This is a genomic window from Parerythrobacter aestuarii (assembly GCF_030140925.1).
Taxonomy (GTDB): domain Bacteria; phylum Pseudomonadota; class Alphaproteobacteria; order Sphingomonadales; family Sphingomonadaceae; genus Parerythrobacter; species Parerythrobacter aestuarii.
Window position 1 is genome coordinate 1,051,186 of record NZ_JARBWD010000001.1, and the last position, 19,626, is coordinate 1,070,811.

19 protein-coding genes and 1 tRNA gene are annotated in these 19,626 nt (G+C 63.2%); 14 read left to right on the forward strand and 6 right to left on the reverse strand.

Features of this window, described 5'->3' with window-relative positions:
* Positions 1-6: 6 nt before the first annotated feature.
* The 14 genes from murB to QPW08_RS05175 all read left to right on the forward strand — a co-directional run bounded on the left by murB (position 7) and on the right by QPW08_RS05175 (position 14,820).
* Complete coding sequence (gene murB, locus QPW08_RS05110; protein WP_284126300.1) at positions 7-903, forward strand: UDP-N-acetylmuramate dehydrogenase; 897 nt, start codon at positions 7-9, stop codon at positions 901-903.
* Positions 900-1,838: a D-alanine--D-alanine ligase gene (locus QPW08_RS05115; protein WP_284124661.1), complete on the forward strand. Its 939-nt coding sequence runs from the start codon at positions 900-902 to the stop codon at positions 1,836-1,838. The genes murB and QPW08_RS05115 overlap by 4 nt, the downstream gene beginning before the upstream one ends.
* A 13-nt stretch (positions 1,839-1,851) precedes the next feature.
* A complete protein-coding gene (locus QPW08_RS05120; RefSeq protein WP_284124662.1) occupies positions 1,852-2,763 on the forward strand; it encodes a cell division protein FtsQ/DivIB in 912 nt (303 codons plus the stop codon).
* Positions 2,763-4,016 (forward strand): cell division protein FtsA, encoded by a 1,254-nt coding sequence (gene ftsA, locus QPW08_RS05125; protein ID WP_284124663.1) that lies wholly within the window; start codon positions 2,763-2,765, stop codon positions 4,014-4,016. The genes QPW08_RS05120 and ftsA overlap by 1 nt, the downstream gene beginning before the upstream one ends.
* 153 nt (positions 4,017-4,169) lie before the next feature.
* Complete coding sequence (gene ftsZ / locus QPW08_RS05130) at positions 4,170-5,915, forward strand: cell division protein FtsZ (protein ID WP_284124664.1); 1,746 nt, start codon at positions 4,170-4,172, stop codon at positions 5,913-5,915.
* 117 nt (positions 5,916-6,032) lie between these two features.
* A complete protein-coding gene (locus QPW08_RS05135) occupies positions 6,033-7,787 on the forward strand; it encodes an SPOR domain-containing protein (protein WP_284124665.1) in 1,755 nt (584 codons plus the stop codon).
* Positions 7,788-7,932: 145 nt separating this feature from the next.
* Positions 7,933-8,439: a type III secretion system chaperone family protein gene (locus QPW08_RS05140; RefSeq protein WP_284124666.1), complete on the forward strand. Its 507-nt coding sequence runs from the start codon at positions 7,933-7,935 to the stop codon at positions 8,437-8,439.
* Between the two features lie 33 nt (positions 8,440-8,472).
* A complete protein-coding gene (locus QPW08_RS05145; RefSeq protein WP_284124667.1) occupies positions 8,473-9,279 on the forward strand; it encodes a pyrroline-5-carboxylate reductase family protein in 807 nt (268 codons plus the stop codon).
* A gap of 121 nt (positions 9,280-9,400) precedes the next feature.
* Positions 9,401-10,147, forward strand: a complete 747-nt coding sequence (locus QPW08_RS05150; protein ID WP_284124668.1) for a Bax inhibitor-1/YccA family protein — start codon at positions 9,401-9,403, stop codon at positions 10,145-10,147.
* A 170-nt stretch (positions 10,148-10,317) separates the two neighbouring features.
* Positions 10,318-11,373 carry a hypothetical protein gene (locus QPW08_RS05155; RefSeq protein WP_284124669.1) on the forward strand — a complete coding sequence of 352 codons (1,056 nt, stop codon included), beginning with the start codon at positions 10,318-10,320 and terminating at the stop codon, positions 11,371-11,373.
* A 94-nt stretch (positions 11,374-11,467) separates the two neighbouring features.
* Positions 11,468-11,543, forward strand: a tRNA-Ala gene (locus QPW08_RS05160).
* A 189-nt stretch (positions 11,544-11,732) separates the two neighbouring features.
* Positions 11,733-12,788 (forward strand): GTPase ObgE, encoded by a 1,056-nt coding sequence (obgE, locus tag QPW08_RS05165; RefSeq protein WP_284124670.1) that lies wholly within the window; start codon positions 11,733-11,735, stop codon positions 12,786-12,788.
* Positions 12,773-13,915 carry a glutamate 5-kinase gene (gene proB, locus QPW08_RS05170; RefSeq protein WP_284124671.1) on the forward strand — a complete coding sequence of 381 codons (1,143 nt, stop codon included), beginning with the start codon at positions 12,773-12,775 and terminating at the stop codon, positions 13,913-13,915. Before obgE ends, proB begins: the two co-directional genes overlap by 16 nt.
* Positions 13,912-14,820 (forward strand): NAD-dependent epimerase/dehydratase family protein, encoded by a 909-nt coding sequence (locus QPW08_RS05175; protein WP_284124672.1) that lies wholly within the window; start codon positions 13,912-13,914, stop codon positions 14,818-14,820. Before proB ends, QPW08_RS05175 begins: the two co-directional genes overlap by 4 nt.
* Here QPW08_RS05175 and QPW08_RS05180 read toward each other — a convergent pair.
* The 6 genes from QPW08_RS05180 to cobA form a co-directional block, all read right to left on the reverse strand.
* A complete protein-coding gene (locus QPW08_RS05180) occupies positions 14,817-15,425 on the reverse strand; it encodes a DUF998 domain-containing protein (RefSeq protein WP_326521299.1) in 609 nt (202 codons plus the stop codon). The genes QPW08_RS05175 and QPW08_RS05180 overlap by 4 nt on opposite strands.
* Positions 15,426-15,473: 48 nt before the next feature.
* On the reverse strand, positions 15,474-16,259 hold the full coding sequence (locus QPW08_RS05185) for a phosphoadenylyl-sulfate reductase (RefSeq protein WP_284124673.1): 786 nt from the start codon (positions 16,257-16,259) through the stop codon (positions 15,474-15,476).
* Positions 16,252-16,704 (reverse strand): DUF934 domain-containing protein, encoded by a 453-nt coding sequence (locus tag QPW08_RS05190; protein ID WP_284124674.1) that lies wholly within the window; start codon positions 16,702-16,704, stop codon positions 16,252-16,254. Before QPW08_RS05190 ends, QPW08_RS05185 begins: the two co-directional genes overlap by 8 nt.
* An 86-nt stretch (positions 16,705-16,790) precedes the next feature.
* Positions 16,791-18,425 carry a nitrite/sulfite reductase gene (locus tag QPW08_RS05195; protein ID WP_284124675.1) on the reverse strand — a complete coding sequence of 545 codons (1,635 nt, stop codon included), beginning with the start codon at positions 18,423-18,425 and terminating at the stop codon, positions 16,791-16,793.
* Between the two features lies 1 nt (position 18,426).
* A complete protein-coding gene (locus QPW08_RS05200; RefSeq protein WP_284124676.1) occupies positions 18,427-18,723 on the reverse strand; it encodes a DUF2849 domain-containing protein in 297 nt (98 codons plus the stop codon).
* A complete protein-coding gene (cobA, locus tag QPW08_RS05205) occupies positions 18,720-19,502 on the reverse strand; it encodes a uroporphyrinogen-III C-methyltransferase (protein ID WP_284124677.1) in 783 nt (260 codons plus the stop codon). Before cobA ends, QPW08_RS05200 begins: the two co-directional genes overlap by 4 nt.
* Between the last annotated feature and the right edge of the window lie 124 nt (positions 19,503-19,626).

Sequence of the window (19,626 nt, forward strand, 5' to 3'; positions counted from 1 at the left end):
GAAACGATGAACGCGCCCGTCGCCATCGAAGGATTGCGCGGGCGGCTGACCCGCGAAGCGTCGCTGGCCAAGCTCGTGTGGTTCAAGGCCGGGGGCAATGCCGACTGGCTGTTCGAGCCGGCCGACCTCGACGATCTCAAGACCTTCCTCAATCGGCTCAATGGCGAATTGCCGGTGATGGCACTTGGCCTCGGCTCCAACATGATCATTCGCGATGGCGGCGTTCCGGGCGTCGTCATCAAGCTCGGCAAGGCCTTCGCAAAGGTCGAGCCGCATGACGATCACACGGTCACCTGCGGAGCGGCGGCGCATGGCGTGCTGGTTGCTTCGACCGCGCGTGACGCCGGGATCGCGGGGCTCGAATTCATGCGCGGTATCCCCGGCACCATCGGCGGTTTCGTGCGCATGAATGCCGGGGCCTATGGCCGCGAGATGGCCGATGTGCTGATCGATTGCCAGGTCGTGCTGCCTGAAGGCGACCTCGTGACGTTGCCGGTGGCCGACCTGCAATACACCTATCGCCACTCAGCCTTGCCCGAAGGTGCTGCGGTCGTCTCCGCCCGGCTGCAGGGCGAGCCGGGCGATCCGGCGGTGATCGGGGCCGAGATGGAGCGCATCGCGAAGGCGCGCGAGGATTCGCAGCCGGTCCGGACCAAGACCGGAGGGTCGACCTTCAAGAACCCACCCGGGCACAAGGCCTGGGAACTGGTCGATGCAGCCGGCTGTCGCAGCCTGCGCATCGGCGGCGCGCAGGTGAGCGAGAAGCACACCAATTTCCTCATCAATGTCGACAACGCCACCAGCGCCGATATCGAGGCGCTGGGCGAAGAGGTCATGCGCCGTGTGTACCAGAACTCCGGGATCAGGCTGGAATGGGAAATCCAGCGGGTGGGGCGGCCATGAGCCTCCCCAAACTCCATGTCGCTGTCCTGATGGGCGGCTGGGCCAATGAGCGCTCGGTCTCTCTGATGAGCGGTGAAGGCGTCGCCAAGGCGCTGGAGGCGCGGGGCCACCGCGTGACCCGGATCGATATGGACCGGCAGGTCGCCGCCCGCATCGCCGAGACCGAGCCCGATGTCGTGTTCAACGCGCTCCACGGCGTGCCGGGTGAGGATGGCACGGTGCAGGGCATGCTCGACCTAATGGGCATTCCTTATACCCACTCCGGCCTCGCAACCTCCGTGATCGCCATCGACAAGGAACTGACCAAGCAGGCGCTGGTGCCGCATGGCATTCCGATGCCGGGAGGCCGGATCGTCAGGAGCGAGGAGCTCTACGAGAAGGATCCGCTCGCGCGGCCTTATGTGCTCAAGCCGGTCAATGAAGGCTCCTCGGTCGGCGTTGCCATCGTCACCGACGAAAGCAACTACGGCAACCCGATCCGCCGCGATGCGGTGGGGCCGTGGCAGGAGTTCGAGAGCCTGCTGGCCGAGCCCTTCATCCGCGGTCGCGAGCTGACCACGGCGGTGGTCGGCGGAAAAGCGCTGGCAGTTACCGAGCTCAAGCCGAAGAGCGGCTTCTACGATTTCGACGCCAAATATACCGACGGGATGACCGAGCACGTCTGCCCCGCCGATATCCCGCCCGAGATCGAAGCGTTGTGCAAGAAATACGCGCTCGAAGCCCACCGCGTGCTTGGCTGCAGGGGCACCAGCCGGACCGATTACCGCTGGGATGATGAACTGGGCGAAGACGGGCTGTTCGTGCTCGAGACCAACACCCAGCCGGGGATGACTCCGCTCAGCCTCGTTCCGGAGCAAGCGAAGTTCGTCGGGATGAGCTATGAAGACCTGGTCGAGGCGATTATCGCTGATGCGCTCGACCATTTTGCGCAATAGTCGGGAGGCAGCGATGGCGACTAAAGTCAGGCGCAAGGGGCAGGGAGTCCGCCGCTCGGCTGCAGCACAGAACCGTGCGGCCAGGGCACGGCAGGTGCGCAACCAGGGCAAGGGCATGCTCGATGGCGCAATGGCGTTGCTGCCCTTTACCGACGAGCAACTGCACCGGATCTTCCTCGCCATCATCCTTGGCGGGGCTGTCGCGCTGGCGTGGTTTGTTGCCAGCCTTGCAGGGCTTCCCGCCATGGCGCGCGCACAGATCGCAGAAGTCGCCTCCGATGCCGGGTTCGAAGTCCGCCGCGTGCGGGTTAGCGGGGTCGACCGGATGAACGAACTCAAGGTATACGAGGCCGCCTATGGCCAGCGCGATACTCCCATGCCGCTGGTCGATCTGGAGGCTCTGCGCGAAGAGCTGGTGGCGATGGACTGGGTCAAGGATGCCCGCGTTTCGCGCCAGCTGCCGGAAACGCTGGTCATCGATATCGTCGAGCGCACCCCGCATGCGGTGCTGGTCCAGCCCGGAAGGCTAGTGCTGATCGATGCTACCGGTGTCGCGCTGGAGCCGATTTCCGAAGCCAATGCAAAGGGCATGCTGCGCGTGGCCGGGCCGGGTGCGTCGAAACAGGTTACTGCGCTGGGCGAATTGCTCGAAGCGGCCCCTGCGCTCAAACCCCAGGTCACTGCCGCCGAGTGGGTCGGCAATCGCCGCTGGAACCTTACCTTCACCACCGAACAGGTGCTGGCCCTGCCGCAGGGCGAAGACGAAGCGGCGACTGCCCTGATCAACTTTGCCCGGCTCGACGGCCAGAACCGCCTGCTCGGCGGCAAGGTCGCGACCTTCGACATGCGGGTACCGGAGCGGGTCTACATGCGCATCCCGGGCCGCTCGCAGCAGGTCCTCAATAGCGAAGGGAGCGCCAACTGATGGGCCTCCCGCGCATCGCCAAGGTCTATGGCGCCGTCAATATCGGCAGCTTTCGCATCAGCGCCATGATCATGGGGCTGTCGGAAACCGGCGAGCTGGTCGTGCTTGGGTCAGGCCACCGCCAGTCGCAGGGGGTCCATCGCGGCTACATTACCGACATGGCCGCGGCGACCTATGCCATTCGCAACGCTGTCGAGCGGGCGGAGGAGAACGCCGGTACGCGCGTGCAGAGCGTGTGGGTCGGATGTTCGGGGGCTGGTCTTACCAGCCGGATCGCAAAGGTCGAAGTCCCGATCGGAGGGCGGCAGATCGAAGAAGAGGATATCGAACACCTGCTGGTCGCCGCGCGCGACAATATCGAGCCCGACGGCCGCATGGTGCTTCATGCCCAACCTGCTCATTACACACTCGACGGTGCGCACGGCGTGGCCAATCCCAAAGGCCTGCATGCCGAACGGCTGGGCGTCGATATCCATGTCATGCTGGCCGATGGCGCGCCGGTGCGGAACCTCAAGGACGCGGTCGAGCGCGCGCATCTCTCCGTCGAAGCTGTCGTGGCATCGCCGATCGCGGCAGGCCTTGCCTGTCTGAGCCCGGAAGAACGGGAACTGGGCACCGCGTTGATCGAATTGGGTGGTGAAGTAACCAATGTTAGCGTGTTCAAAGGGGGCATGCTGTCAGGGCTCGTGGCGATCCAGATGGGTGCGAGCGACATTACTGACGCAATAGCGGGCGCTTTCGGTATCCGCCGATTCCAGGCTGAGCGGCTCAAATGCCTTGCAGGTTCGGCCATTGCCAGTCCGACGGACCACCGCGAAATGGTGCCAGTCGATGCCCCCGGCGAGGGCGTGAGCGAGGATCACAAGATCAATCGGGCGGAGCTTGTTTCCGTCATTACCGAGCAGCTGGGCCTGCTCACCGACAAGGTCGGCAAGGCGCTCAAGACGCTCGATTTCGCGGGTGCGCGCGGACAGGTCGTGATTTCCGGCGGTGGTGCGCAACTGGCTGGAATTGCTGAATATATGCAAGGTGCCCTAGGTCGCCCGGTGCGGGTGGGGAAGCCTCCGGAACTGCGCGGATTGCCCGATTCCATGCGCAATTCCGGCTTCGCCACACTGGCCGGACTGTGCATTTACGCAGCGGACGATCCTGTCGACATTCGCGTCGTCGGCAGCCGCTATCAGGAAACTGTATCACCGGTGGGTTTCGGCCTTGTCAGCCGGGTGTGGCGCGCGGCGCGGGAATATTTTTAAGGAATGACCGCGAATATGCGGTGCGAAGGTGTAGGTCGGTTACGGGGAAACCACTGTGGATAAGGGTGGAAAACCCGATTCAAGCGGGATTCGCTTTGTGTCAGACTGCATACCAGAGTATTTTTGGCCGTCAGGCCTTTGGAGAAAAGCGACATGAGCATCAATATCGGCCCCGCGGCAAGCGACGACCTGCGGCCACGCATCACCGTGATCGGTGTTGGCGGTGCCGGCGGCAATGCCATCGCCAACATGATCGATGCCCAGATCGAGGGGGTCGAGTTCATCGTCGCCAATACCGATGCGCAAGCGCTCAACACTTCGGCGGCCGAGACACGCATCCAGCTGGGCCCTGACATCACTGGCGGTCTCGGCGCGGGCGCTCGTCCGGAAGTGGGCAAGGCCGCTGCGGAAGAAACCGTGGCTGAGCTCGAAGATGCGCTTGATGGTGTCAATATGTGCTTCATCGCCGCCGGCATGGGTGGGGGTACCGGTACTGGCGCTGCTCCAGTTATCGCCGAGGCGGCGCGTCGCAAGGGTGTGCTTACCGTAGGTGTCGTGACCAAGCCGTTCCTGTTCGAAGGCACGCGCCGCATGCGCGCGGCGGAGTCCGGGATCGAAGAACTGCAGAAGCATGTCGATACATTGATCGTCATCCCGAACCAGAACCTGTTCCTGGTCGCCAAGGCGGAAACGACTTTCAAGGAAGCGTTCCAGCTGGCCGACGAAGTGCTGCAGCAGGGCGTACGCTCGATCACCGACCTGATGGTGATGCCGGGTCTCATCAACCTCGACTTTGCCGATGTGAAATCGGTCATGGAGGAAATGGGCAAGGCGATGATGGGCACCGGCGAAGGCGAGGGTGAAAACCGCGCGCTCGAAGCTGCTGAACGCGCCATCGCCAATCCGCTTCTTGATGGCGTCAGCATGGCCGGTGCCAAGGGTGTCATCATCTCCATCATCGGCGGCGACGACATGAAACTGCTCGAAGTCGATGAAGCGGCCAACCATATCCGCGAACTGGTCGACGAAGACGCGAACATCATCTGGGGTTCGGCATTCAATCCCGATCTCAACGGCAAGATCCGCGTGTCGGTGGTGGCTACCGGTATCGAACAGGGCGAAGCGGGCCAGATCGGCTCCAGCCAGACCATGTCGCTCGGCGGCGCACGTGCGCCCAAGCGCCCGGTGCTGGAATTGCCTGAGGATGATGAAGTCGCGGAAGACGAACCCCTGGAGCTGTCCCAGGAACCCGAGGAAGAGCCTGAAGAGGACATTGCTCCGACGGGCATCGCCGGCCTCTCTGGCCTGGGCTCCGGCAGCGACGACGAAGAGTATGAAGAGGAAGACTTCGACGATGTCGATGAAATCGTCGATCCCCTCGCCGGTCTTCGCAACGACGGGGACGATGAATTCGAACTGCCGGCTGAAGCGGTTGCCGACGAAGTCGACGAAGCCGGGGACGATCACGACTGGAGCGGTGCTCTCGACCTGACCGAGGCAGATGAGACGAGTGCTGCCGAAGCAGGCGAAGATGAAGGCGAAGGTGACGCCTTTGATGGTGAGGGACCCGTTGGAGGTGACGCAGGCGACGGAGGCGCGGGCGGCGATGATGAATTGCTGCTCGATGCCGATCGCCTGGCAGAGCGTGACGAACCGGTGGAAGAGCCGGCCCAGCAAGCCACCGGTGGCCGTCGGCGCGGCCTGGTTGCAGGCGGAGGCGGCGGAGAGGGCGGCGATTCAGGTGGTAGCACCCTGTTCGAACGCATGGCCAATCTTTCGCGCGGTAGCTCTTCGCCCAAAGACGAAGCAGAGCCCGAAGAAGATGGCGATGACGACGATGATGATGACGGCAGCGCCCTGAACATCCCGCGTTTCCTCGGCCGCCAGAACAACCAGTAGCATCCGGCGTTGAAAGCGTGCGCGGCTCCGCCCGGCGCAAAATCCTGCTCGCCCGCCAAAGATCGTTTGCCTCGGGTTCAGTTGCGAACCTATAGGCCTGCGCCTCTGGAACACCCGATGTCGACGCTTCGCCCTTTCCTGCCTGCTGCGCTCATGGCGCTTGCACCGGTCTCGCCAATTTCTGCGCAAGGCCAGGGGCGAGAAGTCGTCCAACCGCTTCCTTCGGCAGCTACACAGGAGCTGAAGGATGCGTTGGCGCGGCTGGCACGTAGCCCGCGTAACCTAGATGCCCTCATTGCTGCGGGAACAGCTTCGCTCGAACTCGACGACGTCGAAGCGGCGGTCGGATTTTTTGGTCGGGCGCAAGAACTTGCTCCCGACGATCCTCGGATCAAGGCAGGCCGGGCTGCGGCCTATGTCAGGACCCGCCGCCCGGTCGAAGCCCTGCAGCTGTTCCGGGAAGCGGAAGAGGCTGGTGTCGAGATCAACCGGCTCGCCGGTGACTATGGCCTGGCCTACGACCTCGTGGGCAATAATGGTGAAGCGCAGGCCCGGTATCGTCGGGCCCTTGCGCGCGCGCCATCAGACGAGATCACCCGGCGGCTGGCATTGAGCCAGGCGATTGATGGAAACGCACAGGGTTTCGAACAGACCCTGCGGCCGTTGCTGGCGAGGCGCGACTTCGCGGCCTATCGCACCCGCGCCTTCGGGTTGGCGATCCTCGGCAAGGCCGACGATGCAGTTGCTATTACGGAGGCCGTGATGCCGCGGGCCATGGCCGCGAAGATGGAACCTTATCTGCGGTTCATGCCGACGCTTTCGAAAGCGCAACAGGCAGCTGCAGGCAATCTCGGTATCTATCCTACAGCTGCTCGCATCGGGCGCGATGATCCGCGTATTGCGGCGCTGTCGAGTGCGCCTGCGGCCGAACGGGCGGCCCGAACTGCCGATTCCGGACTGGCACCCGCCGGAGCGCCGCTTGGCGGCGGGTCGGATGCGCAACCTCCTGCAGCCGATGGCGAAACGGTCGCCGTCGCATCGCGCGAGGAAGCGGAGCGGGCGGTCAGAGTGGCGCGCCGCGAGGCAGCATCCGATCCTTTGTCTCGCTCACGGCAAAGGCCCAGGATTGTCGAGCGTCAGAGCACGGGCAGTCCGTCAGCAGGGCCGCCACCTGTCGCAGTCGATGAAGAGCGGCTGGTGACAGCTACCGCCGCGCCGGGGCAAGAGCCGCCACCGATCGAGGCGGTCCCTGCGCGTCGATTGCCGGAACAGGCCGCCTCAACGGGTGAGTTGCCTGCTACAAGTCCGGTGGAAGCCACGGCAAATCTCAAGCCGGTCGTTGTTGCTACCCTCGACACTGAGGCGGCAAGTCCCGGATTTGACTTGGGACGACTGACGAATTCAGGCGATAGCAGCGAGGCCCCTACCGCTATCGGGCCGGAAACTGAACCCGAAACCGCCAGCGTGGCGGACGCATTTGCCGATCTCGCAGCCTTGGTAGAGGCGCCAACCACGCCGGCAGCCGGTGCCGTCGACATTACTGCGATCGAAGCCCCGCGTGAGATCGAGCGCGAGCCGGAACCCGCACCGGCCAAGCCAGCCCATCCCAGCCGTTTCTGGGTGCAGGTGGCGACCGGTAAGGATCGCAGCGCGCTGAAATTCGACTGGCGCCGATTGAGCCGGTCGGCCGACGGCTTGCTCGATGGCAAGGGACCGTTCGTGACGCCCTGGGGCCAGACCAATCGTTTGCTTGCCGGGCCCTATCCGAACCGTGATGCGGCCCGCAAGGCGTTGGCCGCGTTGCAGGAAAAAGACATCGATTCCTTCACCTTCACCAGCCCTGAAGGGCAGGAGATCGAGCCGCTCGGCTAGCCCCGCACACGGGTTTTACACATGGTGTTAACAAGCCTTATCGTTTCTCCCCAAGGAACGATCGAAGCGCCATTGCGCCACGCAGGGGCATCGGGCCATGTCCGCAGCATGCAGATTACAGCACCCCCTTCTGAGGCCCCCGGCAATGACCTCCACTCTTGATCGCTTCGCCGAATCGGATGATGCGGCTCCGGTCGATATGCTGGCAGCGTTGTTCGATGCGCGCGGCTGGGCAGTCGAGGAACATACCGACGACGAGCTGGCGGGTGAGATTCAGGGCAGCTGGGCCAAGTACCAGATCAAGTGCATCTGGCGCAGCATGGACAATGTGCTGCAAGTCATCTGCGTGCCCGATATCCGCGTCGCGAAAGACAAACGGCAAGCCGCTTATGAGCTGCTGTCGCTGGTCAACGAGCAGATGTGGCTTGGCCATTTCGACCTGTGGTCCAACGGCGGTGTCATCATCTATCGCCATGGCGCGATGCTGGGCGATGACGGCATGCTCAGCCTCAACCAGGCGCAGGCGCTCATCGAATCGGCGGTCGAGGACTGCGACCGGTTCTATCCTGCGTTCCAGTTTGTGTTGTGGGGCGACAAGTCACCCGAAGCCGCGCTCGATGCGGCCTTGGTCGACGCTGCCGGAGAGGCCTGACAAGTCCCGGCTGTCCCTGCTAGGGGCACCAGTATGACGATCTCCAACATGCTGATAGTCGGCTTCGGGAATATGACCGGAGCCATGGTCGATGGCTGGCTGCGAGCCGGGATGAGCCCGCAGACCTTCACCGTGTACCACCCACGCGGCAAGGATGTGCCGGATGGAGTGGGGCTGGTGACGGAGTGGCCGGACACACCTTTCGATGCCGTCCTGCTGGGCGTGAAACCCTACATGCTCGACGATATCGCGCCGGGTCTGTCGAAAGCGGTAGGCGGCTCGACGACGGTTGTCTCGGTCCTTGCCGGGGTCGAACTCGCCAGCCTGCGGGCGCGCTTCCCGCAAGCGGGCGGTATCGCGCGGCTGATGCCGAACCTCGCTTGCGCGTTGGGCAAGTCGCCCAATGGTCTGGTGGGTGAAGGGCTGGACGGTTCTTCCCGTGATGACATCACCCGCCTGGCCGAGCGGCTCGGCAGCGCGGAGTGGCTCGACGACGAGAGCGAGTTCGATCTCGTCACGGCGCTGGCCGGCTCCGGCCCCGGCTTTGTCTACCGCTTTATCGATGCCTTGAGCATAGCTGCTACCCGGCTGGGCCTGCCGGAAGACCAAGCCCAGCGACTGACGATCCAGATGGTGGAAGGGGCAGCGATGCTGGCGTCGGCCTCTGACTACACGCCGGGCGATCTGGCGAAGCGCGTCGCCAGCCCCGGCGGGATGACCCAGAAAGGGCTCGATGTGCTCGATGAAGGCGATGCATTGGTCGATTTGCTTACCAAGACGCTCCAAGCAGCACGCGATCGCGGCGCGGAAATGGCTGAAGAAGCACGGAAAAGTGGTTAAATCCAGTTCAGTTGCATTCTATCGAACAGTGCCCGGTTTCCCTTGAAACCAAGGCGTTTTGCCCCGATATTACACCCGTACCGGCGCTATAGTGCTGCCGGCAAAAGGAGTTTGGATCGAAATGGCTGACTGGAACGACCCCCGGCAGGCGCAGCAGGGCTTCGGCTCGGTGCCGCGCGCAGGAGGCGACGTTGCTTCGCGCACGACCTTCGACGCGGGCCTGCGCAAATACATGCTGTCGATTTACAATTACATGGCTTCGGGCATCCTGCTGACGGGCATCATTGCGATGCTGACCGCCAACAGCGGCCTCGCCTACACCTTCGCCAGCGGACCGCTGATGTGGATCGTGGCGCTGGCCCCGCTCGCCATCGTGTTCGCGATGAGCTTCGGCATGAACAAGTTCTCCAAGACGACGCTGCAGGCGATGTACTGGGGCTTTGCCGTGCTGATGGGCCTGTCGCTGTCGACGATCTTCCTCGTCTACACGGGCGGGTCGATCGCCGTAACCTTCTTCGCCACTGCAGGCGCTTTCGCAGGTCTTAGCCTGTTCGGCTACACGACGGAGAAAGACCTCAGCGGCTGGGGCAGCTTCCTGATCATGGGCGTTGTCGGCCTGATCATTGCCAGCCTCATCAACTGGTTCCTGCAGTCGCCCGCGCTGATGTATGCCATCAGCTTCCTTGGCGTGCTGATCTTCGCAGGCCTGACTGCCTACGATACGCAGAAGCTCAAGAACATCTACAGCTCCGTGCGCGGTACGCCGTTCATGGACAAGGTCGTGATCATGGGGGCACTGAACCTCTATCTCGACTTCATCAACATGTTCCTCTTCCTGCTCCGCTTCTTGGGGGCTGCGCGCGACTAAATTCGCGCCTGCCTGCGACCTGTCGCAGGAATGACTCACTTGAACGTGCCCGGGGTGCAATCCGCACCTCGGGCATTTTCTTATCCGCGAGCGGCGACTAGGAAGGGCGCTTCAGCCCCGGTACAGTGGGGCTGGGCAAGTTTTGCAAGAAACAAGAGAGGTTGCCCCGCATGACCGCCCCCGCATCGGTTCCCGTGTCGTCCAAGAAGTCGCAGCCGATGCGGTTGCGCCTGGTCGCTGTTGCTGCGGGCCTTGCCGTGCTCGCCGGGTGCGCGACACCGCCTCCTCCGCCCCCACCTCCGCCGCCTCCGCCTCCGCCGCCGGTGGTCAAGCTGATCCCGCCCAAGCCCTATCCGCCGCGCGGTGCCTCGGCTTTCATGACGATTCCTGCGGTCGGCCTCAATGGTCAGCGGCTGACCGTCAATAATGGCCTCACGACCGCGCAGACGACGTGGAACTTGCGCTCGGCTCTCAATGTGGCTGCGCTCAACTGCCTCGGCCCCCGGCATGCTGGCATCCTCCCCGCTTACAAGTCGTTCCTGACCCGGTTCGAGCGCCCGCTGCGCAATACCAGCGGCAAGATCCTGGAGGAGTTCCGCGCCGAATATGGCCGCCGCCAGGGGCAGAGCCAGCTCGATGACTATATGACCAAGGTCTACAACTACTTCGCCTTGCCGCCGGCGCTGAACGACTTCTGCGACGCTGCTCTGCTTGTCAGCAATGATTCCGGCGCGGTCGCCTCTGGCGATCTCGACAGCTTCGCCGCGCGGTCGCTGCCCCAACTCGAAGCGGTGTTCGAGGATTTCTTCCGTTCATACGAGAACTACGAGACCCGACTGGCAAGCTGGACTGCGACATACGGTCCCGATGCCGTGCCGGGAACGCCGGTCCCTGACTGGGTGCGCGATGGTTCGCTTGGACCGACAGCGGGCGAACAGGTGCTCTATCGCGAGACGCCGGAAGGCGCTGCCTACCCCGAAACGGTAGGGACAGTGACTGTGATGCCCGCGCCCGCCCCTGAAACACAACCCGCGGCTGCTCCGGTAATCGTTGCCGAACTCCCCGCGGAAGACGCTACGCTGCAAGCGGTTGATCCGGGTGTGAGCAGTGCGGCAGATTCTGAAACGGACGCAGAACCCGGCTTCGAGACGGCACCTACATCGGACCAGGGCATCGTCTTTACGTCGGAGCCTGTTGTCCAGGGCAATCCGGACGACGACGAATAGCTGCAGCGCTCCCGGATTTGCGCTTTGCACGCCGGTCCCATTTCGGTAAATGCCCCCGTCCTGCCGCCCGGCATAGGGTGGTGGGACCTGTGTCGGGGCCGTAGCTCAGTTGGTAGAGCGCGTCGTTCGCAATGACGAGGTCAGGGGTTCGATTCCCCTCGGCTCCACCAGCATCTCGCGCAGCGAGAAGCTGGATTGTTTGTTTTTCGCACGCCATCCGGTGTGCGATTTCCTCGCTCAAGGGGCCTGACGGTCCAATCGCTGCGGGCGCGCAGTCGCGCTTGCGGCGCTCCGCACCGTGCTCCGCCGCCGAGCCAATAGGCTGGCGCTCAACACCTTTCGTGACTACCTGAACCGCTATGCATTTCCTTGACCAAGCCAAAATCTATCTCAAATCCGGTGCCGGTGGGCCGGGAGCGGTAAGCTTCCGGCGCGAGAAGTATATCGAGTATGGCGGGCCTGATGGCGGTAATGGCGGCAAGGGCGGCGATATCGTGTTCGAGGCGGTGCAGGGCCTCAATACCCTCATCGACTTCCGCTATTCGCAACATTTCAAGGCCGCGCGGGGCGGGCATGGCATGGGTCGTGACCGCACGGGGGCCGGGGCCAAGGACCTGGTGATCAAGGTTCCTGTGGGCACGCAGATCCTCTCTGAAGACAAGGAGGAGGTGCTGGCGGACTTCACAGAGGTCGGCCAGCGAATCGTCTTCCTCGAAGGCGGCATGGGCGGGCGCGGCAACGCCAGCTACAAGAGCTCGACCAACCGGGCCCCGCGCCAGCACCAGCCGGGCGAGCCGGGTGAGGAAATGTGGGTCTGGCTGCGGCTGAAGCTGCTGGCCGATGTGGGCCTGCTCGGCTTGCCCAATGCCGGCAAGAGTACTTTCATCAACGCTGTGTCCAATGCCAAGGCCAAGGTCGGGCACTATGCCTTCACCACGCTGGTGCCCAAGCTGGGCGTCGTGCGCCACAAAGGTCGCGAATTCGTGCTGGCAGACATTCCCGGCCTGATCGAAGGCGCGGCGGATGGGGCGGGGATCGGCGATCGCTTCCTGGGTCATATCGAGCGCTGCCGCGTGCTGATCCACCTTGTCGATATCTCTGGCGAGGATCCGGCCGAAGCCTTCCGGACTGTCAATGCCGAGCTAGAGGCCTATGGCGCTGACCTGATCGCCAAGCCGCAGTTGGTGGCGCTCAACAAGCTAGACCTCGCGGACGAAGAACTGGTCGCGGGCTTTGCTGAAGAGCTGCTCGAAGCAGGGGCTGAAGAGGTGTTCGCCATTTCCGGTGCCACCGGGGCGGGGATCGAGCAACTGCTCGACGCCGTGCTGGGATACTTGCCTGAACAGACGGCGACAGAGACCAAGGCCGGTCCTGAGGAAGAATCCGACGGAGAAGGCGAATGGTCGCCCATCTGATCGGCAAGCTCACTGACCTTCGCGACACACGCGCTTGCCCGCTACTGGTGGTCAAGCTCGGATCCTCGTTGCTGGTCGGGCCTGACGGCCAACCGCGCGAGGCGTGGCTGGCGGGGCTGGTCAAGGAGCTGGCCGGTCTGCACGCAGCGGGACAGAAGACTATTATCGTGAGTTCCGGCGCCATCGCGCTGGGTGCGGCGCAGCTGGGCTTGCCCGAACGCGGACGGCGCAGCCTTGCCGACGCCCAGGCAGCGGCTTCGGTTGGCCAAATCGCACTTGCGCGACTGTGGTCGGAAGGTCTGGCACGGCATGGCCTGGTGGCGGCGCAAATGCTGTTGACGCTCGACGACCTGGAAGATCGCAGCCGTTACCTCAATGCCTCGGCCACGCTGGAACGACTGCTCGAAGCGGGCGCAGTGCCGGTCATCAACGAGAACGACAGCGTCGCGACGGAGGAAATCCGCTTCGGCGACAACGACAGGCTGGCGGCGCGGGTGGGTCAGGCGGCAGGCGCCAGTGCAGTGTTGCTGCTGAGCGACGTCGACGGTCTGTTTGATCGCAACCCGTCTGACGACGGCGCGAAGCTGGTCCCGATTGTCGAACAACTGGATGAAACCATCCGCGCGATGGCGACCGCCGAAACTGCATCGGGCCTGGGTTCGGGCGGCATGGTGTCCAAGCTGCAGGCCGCAGATATCGCAACTCGTGCCGGGGTGGTGCTCGCTATTGTCAATGGCACCTGTGACACGCCACTCGATCGGTCGTTGGGTGAGGGAATCGGCACGCTGTTCCTCGCGCAATCCGGGGCCGGCGCACGCAAGGGCTGGTTGGGCGGGCGAATGGCCCCGCTTGGCACGCTGCGGGTGGATGCCGGCTGCGCTGAAGCGCTGGGCAAGGGGGCCAGCTTATTGGCGGCTGGTATCGTTGGCGTTTCCGGCAATTTCGGGCGCGGCGACCTGGTCAAGATCTGCAATGTCAAAGGCCAGGCCATCGCGCAGGGGCTGAGCGAGTATCCCGTCCACGAAGTGCAGGCGATCGCTGGCAAGCGTGCCGACGAACAGGCCGAGTTGCTCGGCTACGCTCCACGCGCGGCGGTGATCCATCGCGATCACATGGTGATGCTATGACCGTCGCTATCACCGGCGGGACCGGCTTTGTCGGGCAGGCTCTGATTGACCTTGCGGCACAAAGAGATGTGAAGCTGCGCTCTCTCGCTCGCAAGATTCCTGGCGAGACGCGCGGTGTGGAATGGGTCCGGGGAGATCTGGCTGCGCCACCGGCACTTGAACAACTTGTCGATCGTGTAGACGCTGTCGTTCATATCGCAGGGCAGGTGCGCGCGACCGACCCGGCAGACTTCGAAGCGGCCAATGTCACCGGCACCCTCAACATCATCGAAGCTGCGTTGGCTGCACGCGTGTCGCGTTTCATTTTCGTATCTTCACTGGCCGCGCGCGAACCCGAGCTGTCCACTTATGGTGCGTCGAAGGCGCGGGCAGAGAAGCTGGTACGGGCGAGCGGGCTTGATTGGACCATTATTCGCCCGCCGGCAGTCTATGGTCCGCGCGACGGCGAGATGCTGGACCTGTTCAAGATGGCCAATCGCGGCGTTGTGCCGATGCCGGAGAGCGGCCATGCGTCCATGATTCACGTCGGCGACCTTGCGCGGTTGCTGCTGGCTGTGTTGCCGTCAAGTGAAGAGACGACTGGAAAGACTTTCGAGCCCGACGACGGGAAGAACGGCGGCTGGGAGCACCGCGAACTTGCCCGCGCGATCGGCTGGTCCCTTGGCAAGCGACCGTTCGTACCGCGCCTTTCGCGTACGATGTTGGACCTTGCTGCGAAGGTGGATATGAAGTTGCGTGGTGCCAACGCCAAGCTCACATTCGATCGGGTTGGCTATATGTGCCACCCCGACTGGGTCTCAGGTATAGATGCCAAACCACCGGAATCGCTCTGGAAACCGAAAATCCCTACTCGCGAAGGCCTGAAGGCCACGGCACGGTGGTACAAAGAGGAAGGCTGGCTCTAGCCGGGTCTGAATTCGCGCAGAACGAACAGAAAGCTGTAAGCGAACATCGCGCGTTGCAGCAATCCGCGCAGTTCCGGTAGCCAGCCCATTGCCATTGGGACGAGTACGGAGATGATTAGGCCACACCAGGCCACCCGGTCTCGGTGCTGTCCTCCGGGAAGAAACAAGCGAGCTGCGCAAGCCGCCGCAAATGCAGTGCCGACGACAGCTGAGGCGATCGAATGCAGCCAGTCCTGATGCAGATCGACCGGAAGATCCGGGACAATGGGGGCGTTTGACCAAATGGCGGTTGCAACCAGCCCGATTCCGAACAGGGCCAGCGCCGCCGATACCCATGATCTTCTGTGCCAGGTCAGTGTAGCAGCGGCTAAAGTGCCCAACCCATAGGCAACAAATCCGCTACGCATGATCCATGCGCCGGGCAAGTGCTGGCCCGCCTGTTCGGATGTTGAATGAGCAACCCAGGAAAATTCCGTCGGGGAGAACATCGGCCCGACGGTCATTGCCGCAATGATCGCAAGGACTCCTGTCACGGCTAGCCTGAAGGCTAGCCGTTGTTGTCCTGAATCAACGGGCAATTCGCGCTTCACCCATGCGTGCTGCACCTTTGCGCGGTCGCGGACAAGTCTGAGTATGCAAACTCGTTCAGGTATTCAGAACGCCGGCTCATAACCCGGCGGCAGTTCGCCGTCCGGCCCCAGCGGGGTGTGGATACCGCATTCGGTCTTGTCCCACCCTTTCCAGCGACCGGAGCGCGGGTCTTCGCCCGGGGCGACCTTGTGGGTGCAGGGGGAGCAGCCGATCGAGGGATAGCCCAGCGCTACCAGCGGGTGGCGCGGCAGGTCGTGCTCGATCATGTAGCCTTCGATGTTGCTCGCATTCCAGTCGATCAGTGGATTGATCTTGAGCCGGCCCTGTTCGTCCGAAGTGTCGATCTCGAACCGCGGCAAGTTGGCGCGGGTGCTGGACTGGAACGCCTTGCGCCCGGTGAAGGTCGCGTCATAGCCAACCAGCGCGCGCGCCAGTGGCTTGACCTTGCGAATCTCGCAGCAGCCATCGGGGTCATAGGACCAGCGCAGGCCGGTCTCGTCGCGTGTCTCAAGTTCGCCGAGGCATGGGTAGATATTGACGAGGTTCTTGAGCCCGATGCGCTCGACCAGCTCGTCGCGATAGGCCAGCGTCTCGGGAAAATGCTTGCCGGTCTCGAGGAACAGCACCGGTACGCCGGGGTCGACCTCGGCAATCAGGTGCAGCAGCACCGCGCTTTCCGCGCCGAAGCTGGAAACCACCGCGATCTCGCCCGCGAGGTTGTCACGGATCACCGCTTCGAGCATCTCCTGCGCGCTTGAACCGCGAAACATACGGTTGAGCCGAACCGCGTCATGCTCGCTAAAACGCGGGCCGGTCTCGATCCGGTCGATGGCGCGCAGTTCATTCATGGCGTAACTCTGCAATTGTGCGGCGGGCATCGGCGGCCGACTGGTAGGCATAGGGCCAGCGCTCGAGCGCGGCCTGTGCATCATCCTCGTCGAGCGGCTTGTCAGGCGCGAAGCTGTCGAAACCGCAGCGCCGCATATAGGCCAGCTGGTCGACCAGGACATCGCCAACGGCGCGCAGCTCGCCGGAATAGCCGGCCTCGCGCAATGTGCGGGCGGAGGAATAACCGCGCCCGTCACCGAAAACCGGGAAGTTGACTTCGACCAGCCTCAGCCGGGTGAGATGCGGGATCAGCGCGCTGGCATCGTCGCCGGGCTCGATCCGCACCGCTGCGGCATCGTCCTGCTCCAGGAAGCTATCGACGGTGACCTGTGCGATGTCGGCAGTCTCGTCATCACGGAAGCGGAACTGGACGTCGTCGGGGCTGGTACCAAATGAATCAGCCATTCCAACCTCCGTTCACCCTCAGCTTGTCGAAGAGTGTCGCGCCGCCGTGCTTCGACAGGCTCAGCACGAACGGATGTGGGTGCAGGTTATCCATAAAGCGCCTCCTTGAACGGGGCCATGCCAATGCGACGATAGGTATCGAGGAAGCGTTCGCCATCCTCGCGTTGCTGGAGATAGAGATCGGACACAGTTTCGACCGCGTCGACAATGCCGTCCTCGTCGAAACCGGGGCCGGTAATCTTTGCGAGCGAAGTATCCGCCGCCTCGCTGCCCCCGAGCAGCAGCTGGTAGTTCTCAGTACCTTTCCGGTCGACGCCGAGAATGCCGATATGGCCGGCATGGTGATGTCCGCAGGCGTTGATGCAACCGCTGATCTTGAGCTTGAGCTCGCCCAACGTATCGCCCTTGCCATTTGCGGCGAAGCGTTCGGAGATCTTCTGCGCTATCGGGATCGAGCGGGCGTTGGCGAGGCTGCAATAGTCGAGCCCCGGGCAGGCGATGATATCGTCGATCTGGTCGAGGTTTGGAGTGCCGAGGCCTTCCGCTTCAAGCGTTCGCCACAGTGTGTAGAGATCGGCCTTGCGGACATGCGGCAGGACGATGTTCTGCGTATGCATGACCCTGAGCTCGTCGAATGAATAGGCCTTTGCCAGCTCGGCCATCACATGCATCTGGTGTGCGGAAGCGTCACCGGGGATGCCGCCAACGGGCTTGAGGCTGATGACGGCGGAGACATAGCCCTCGCGCTTGTGCGGATGGGTGTTGCGATCGACCCAGAGTGCAAAGTCGGGATCGCTGCGGTCCGCGGTGTCACCGCTCGCATCCTGGAAAGCAGGCGCTTCGAAGAAAGGCTTGATCCGTTCCAGTTCTGCAAGCGGGGGCTCCACGCCCTGCTCCAGCAGATGGGAGAACTCTTCTTCGACCTGGCGGGTGTATTCCTCCGCCCCCATTTCATGGACGAGGATCTTGATGCGAGCCTTGTACTTGTTGTCGCGGCGGCCGTGGCGGTTGTAGACCCGCAGACAGGCCTCGGCATAGGTCACCAGATGGTCGAGCGGCACGAAATCGCGGATCAGCGGAGCGATCATCGGGGTCCGGCCCATGCCGCCACCGACATAGAATGCCGCGCCCAGCTCGCCGCTGTCGTTCTTCACGATCTGGATGCCAATATCGTGCAGCTTCATTGCTGCGCGGTCGGCATCGCTGGCGATCACGGCGATCTTGAACTTGCGCGGCAAATAGCTGAATTCGGGGTGGAAGCTCGACCACTGCCTGAGCAATTCAGCGTAAGGCCTTGGATCTACGAGCTCATCCGCCGCAGCGCCGGCGAAATGATCGGACGAGATATTGCGGATGCAATTGCCGCTGGTCTGGATCGCGTGCATTTCGACCTTGGCAAGGTCGGCCAGCAGGTCGGGCGCGTCGGCCAGCTTGATCCAGTTGTACTGGATGTTCTGCCGCGTGGTGAAATGGCCGTATCCGCGGTCGTACTTGTCGGCGATATCGGCCAGCGCATGCATCTGGCGGCTGTCCAGCGTGCCATAAGGGATGGCGACCCGCAGCATGTAGGCGTGCAGCTGGAGATAGAGCCCGTTCATCAGCCGCAGCGGCTTGAACTGGTCTTCGCTCAGCCTGCCTTCCAGTCGGCGGCGGGTCTGGTCGCGGAATTCCTCCACGCGCGTGTCGACCATGGCCTGGTCGTATTGGTCATAGCGATACATGTCAGATCACCCAGCTGCCGATGTCGGGCTCGGAGGGTTTGAGGGTAAGGTCAGGCCGAACGGTCGGACCCAAAGCCCGGACGCGGTCCTTGATGTGGGCAGGTCGCACGCCCTGTTCGGTGCGTTCGGCATCGATAGCATAGGGGGCGTTGACGCGGCGGGCGGATTCCTCTCGCGCAGCGACTTCATTGGCGCGGTCGCCGACGTCGACAGCGTGGTCGACATAGGCGGACCAGCCGGTGCCGTCCCACCATACGACGGCCCCGCTTTTGAGGTCGTTTCCGGTCAGGATTCTCATTGAAATGCCTCCTTCGCCAGTGCGGCGAGTGCAGTATCGGGGGAGGCGAGGCCGCCTTTTGGGGGTCGTGCGGCGACCTCGCCAATCACGATGAGGGCCGGGGTAACAACCCTCTCTCGCGATACGATTTCCGGGAGCGCGGCCAGTACGCCGCGCAGCACGCGCATGGTTGGGCGAGCACCATTCTCGATGACCGCAACCGGCATGTCAGGTGCCAGGCCATCGGCCATCAGCTTTTCGGCGATCTGAGGAGCGGTCTTGACGCCCATGTAGATCACCAGAGTGCGGCCCTTGCCGGCAAGTCCGGCCCAATCCTGGTCGGCCAGCCCCTTGCACTGTCCGGCCACGAAAGTGACCATGCTGGAGGCTTCACGATGCGTGAGCGCGATCTGGGCCGCTGCGGCAGCGCCGTTGGCGGCGCTGATACCCGGAACAACCTCGACCGGGACGCCGGCGGCGTGGGCTGCCTCCGCCTCTTCACCGCCGCGACCGAAGATGAAGGGATCACCGCCCTTGAGTCGGATTACGTCGCGCCCGGCGAGCGCTTCGCGCACCAGCAGGGCATTGATGTCATCCTGCCGCAGGGTATGCTTCGACCGGCTCTTGGCGACAGATATCATCGTCGCGTCCGACCCTACGAGCGCAAGGATCGAAGGGTCGACTAGCCCGTCATGTACCACCAGCTTGGCTGACTGAAGCAGCGTGGCGGCCCGCAGGGTGAGCAAGTCCGCGTCGCCGGGGCCAGCGCCCACGAGATAGATGGTTCCGGTTTGTGCCATGCAGCCAATTTCGTCGCTTGGGCCGGAAACAGCCAACGAGAATGCATGGCAGGTCTGGTAGTTTCGATTTTGAAATCACCACTACAGGGTCACGAAGCAACAATTTCAGAAGCGGGAATTGCCG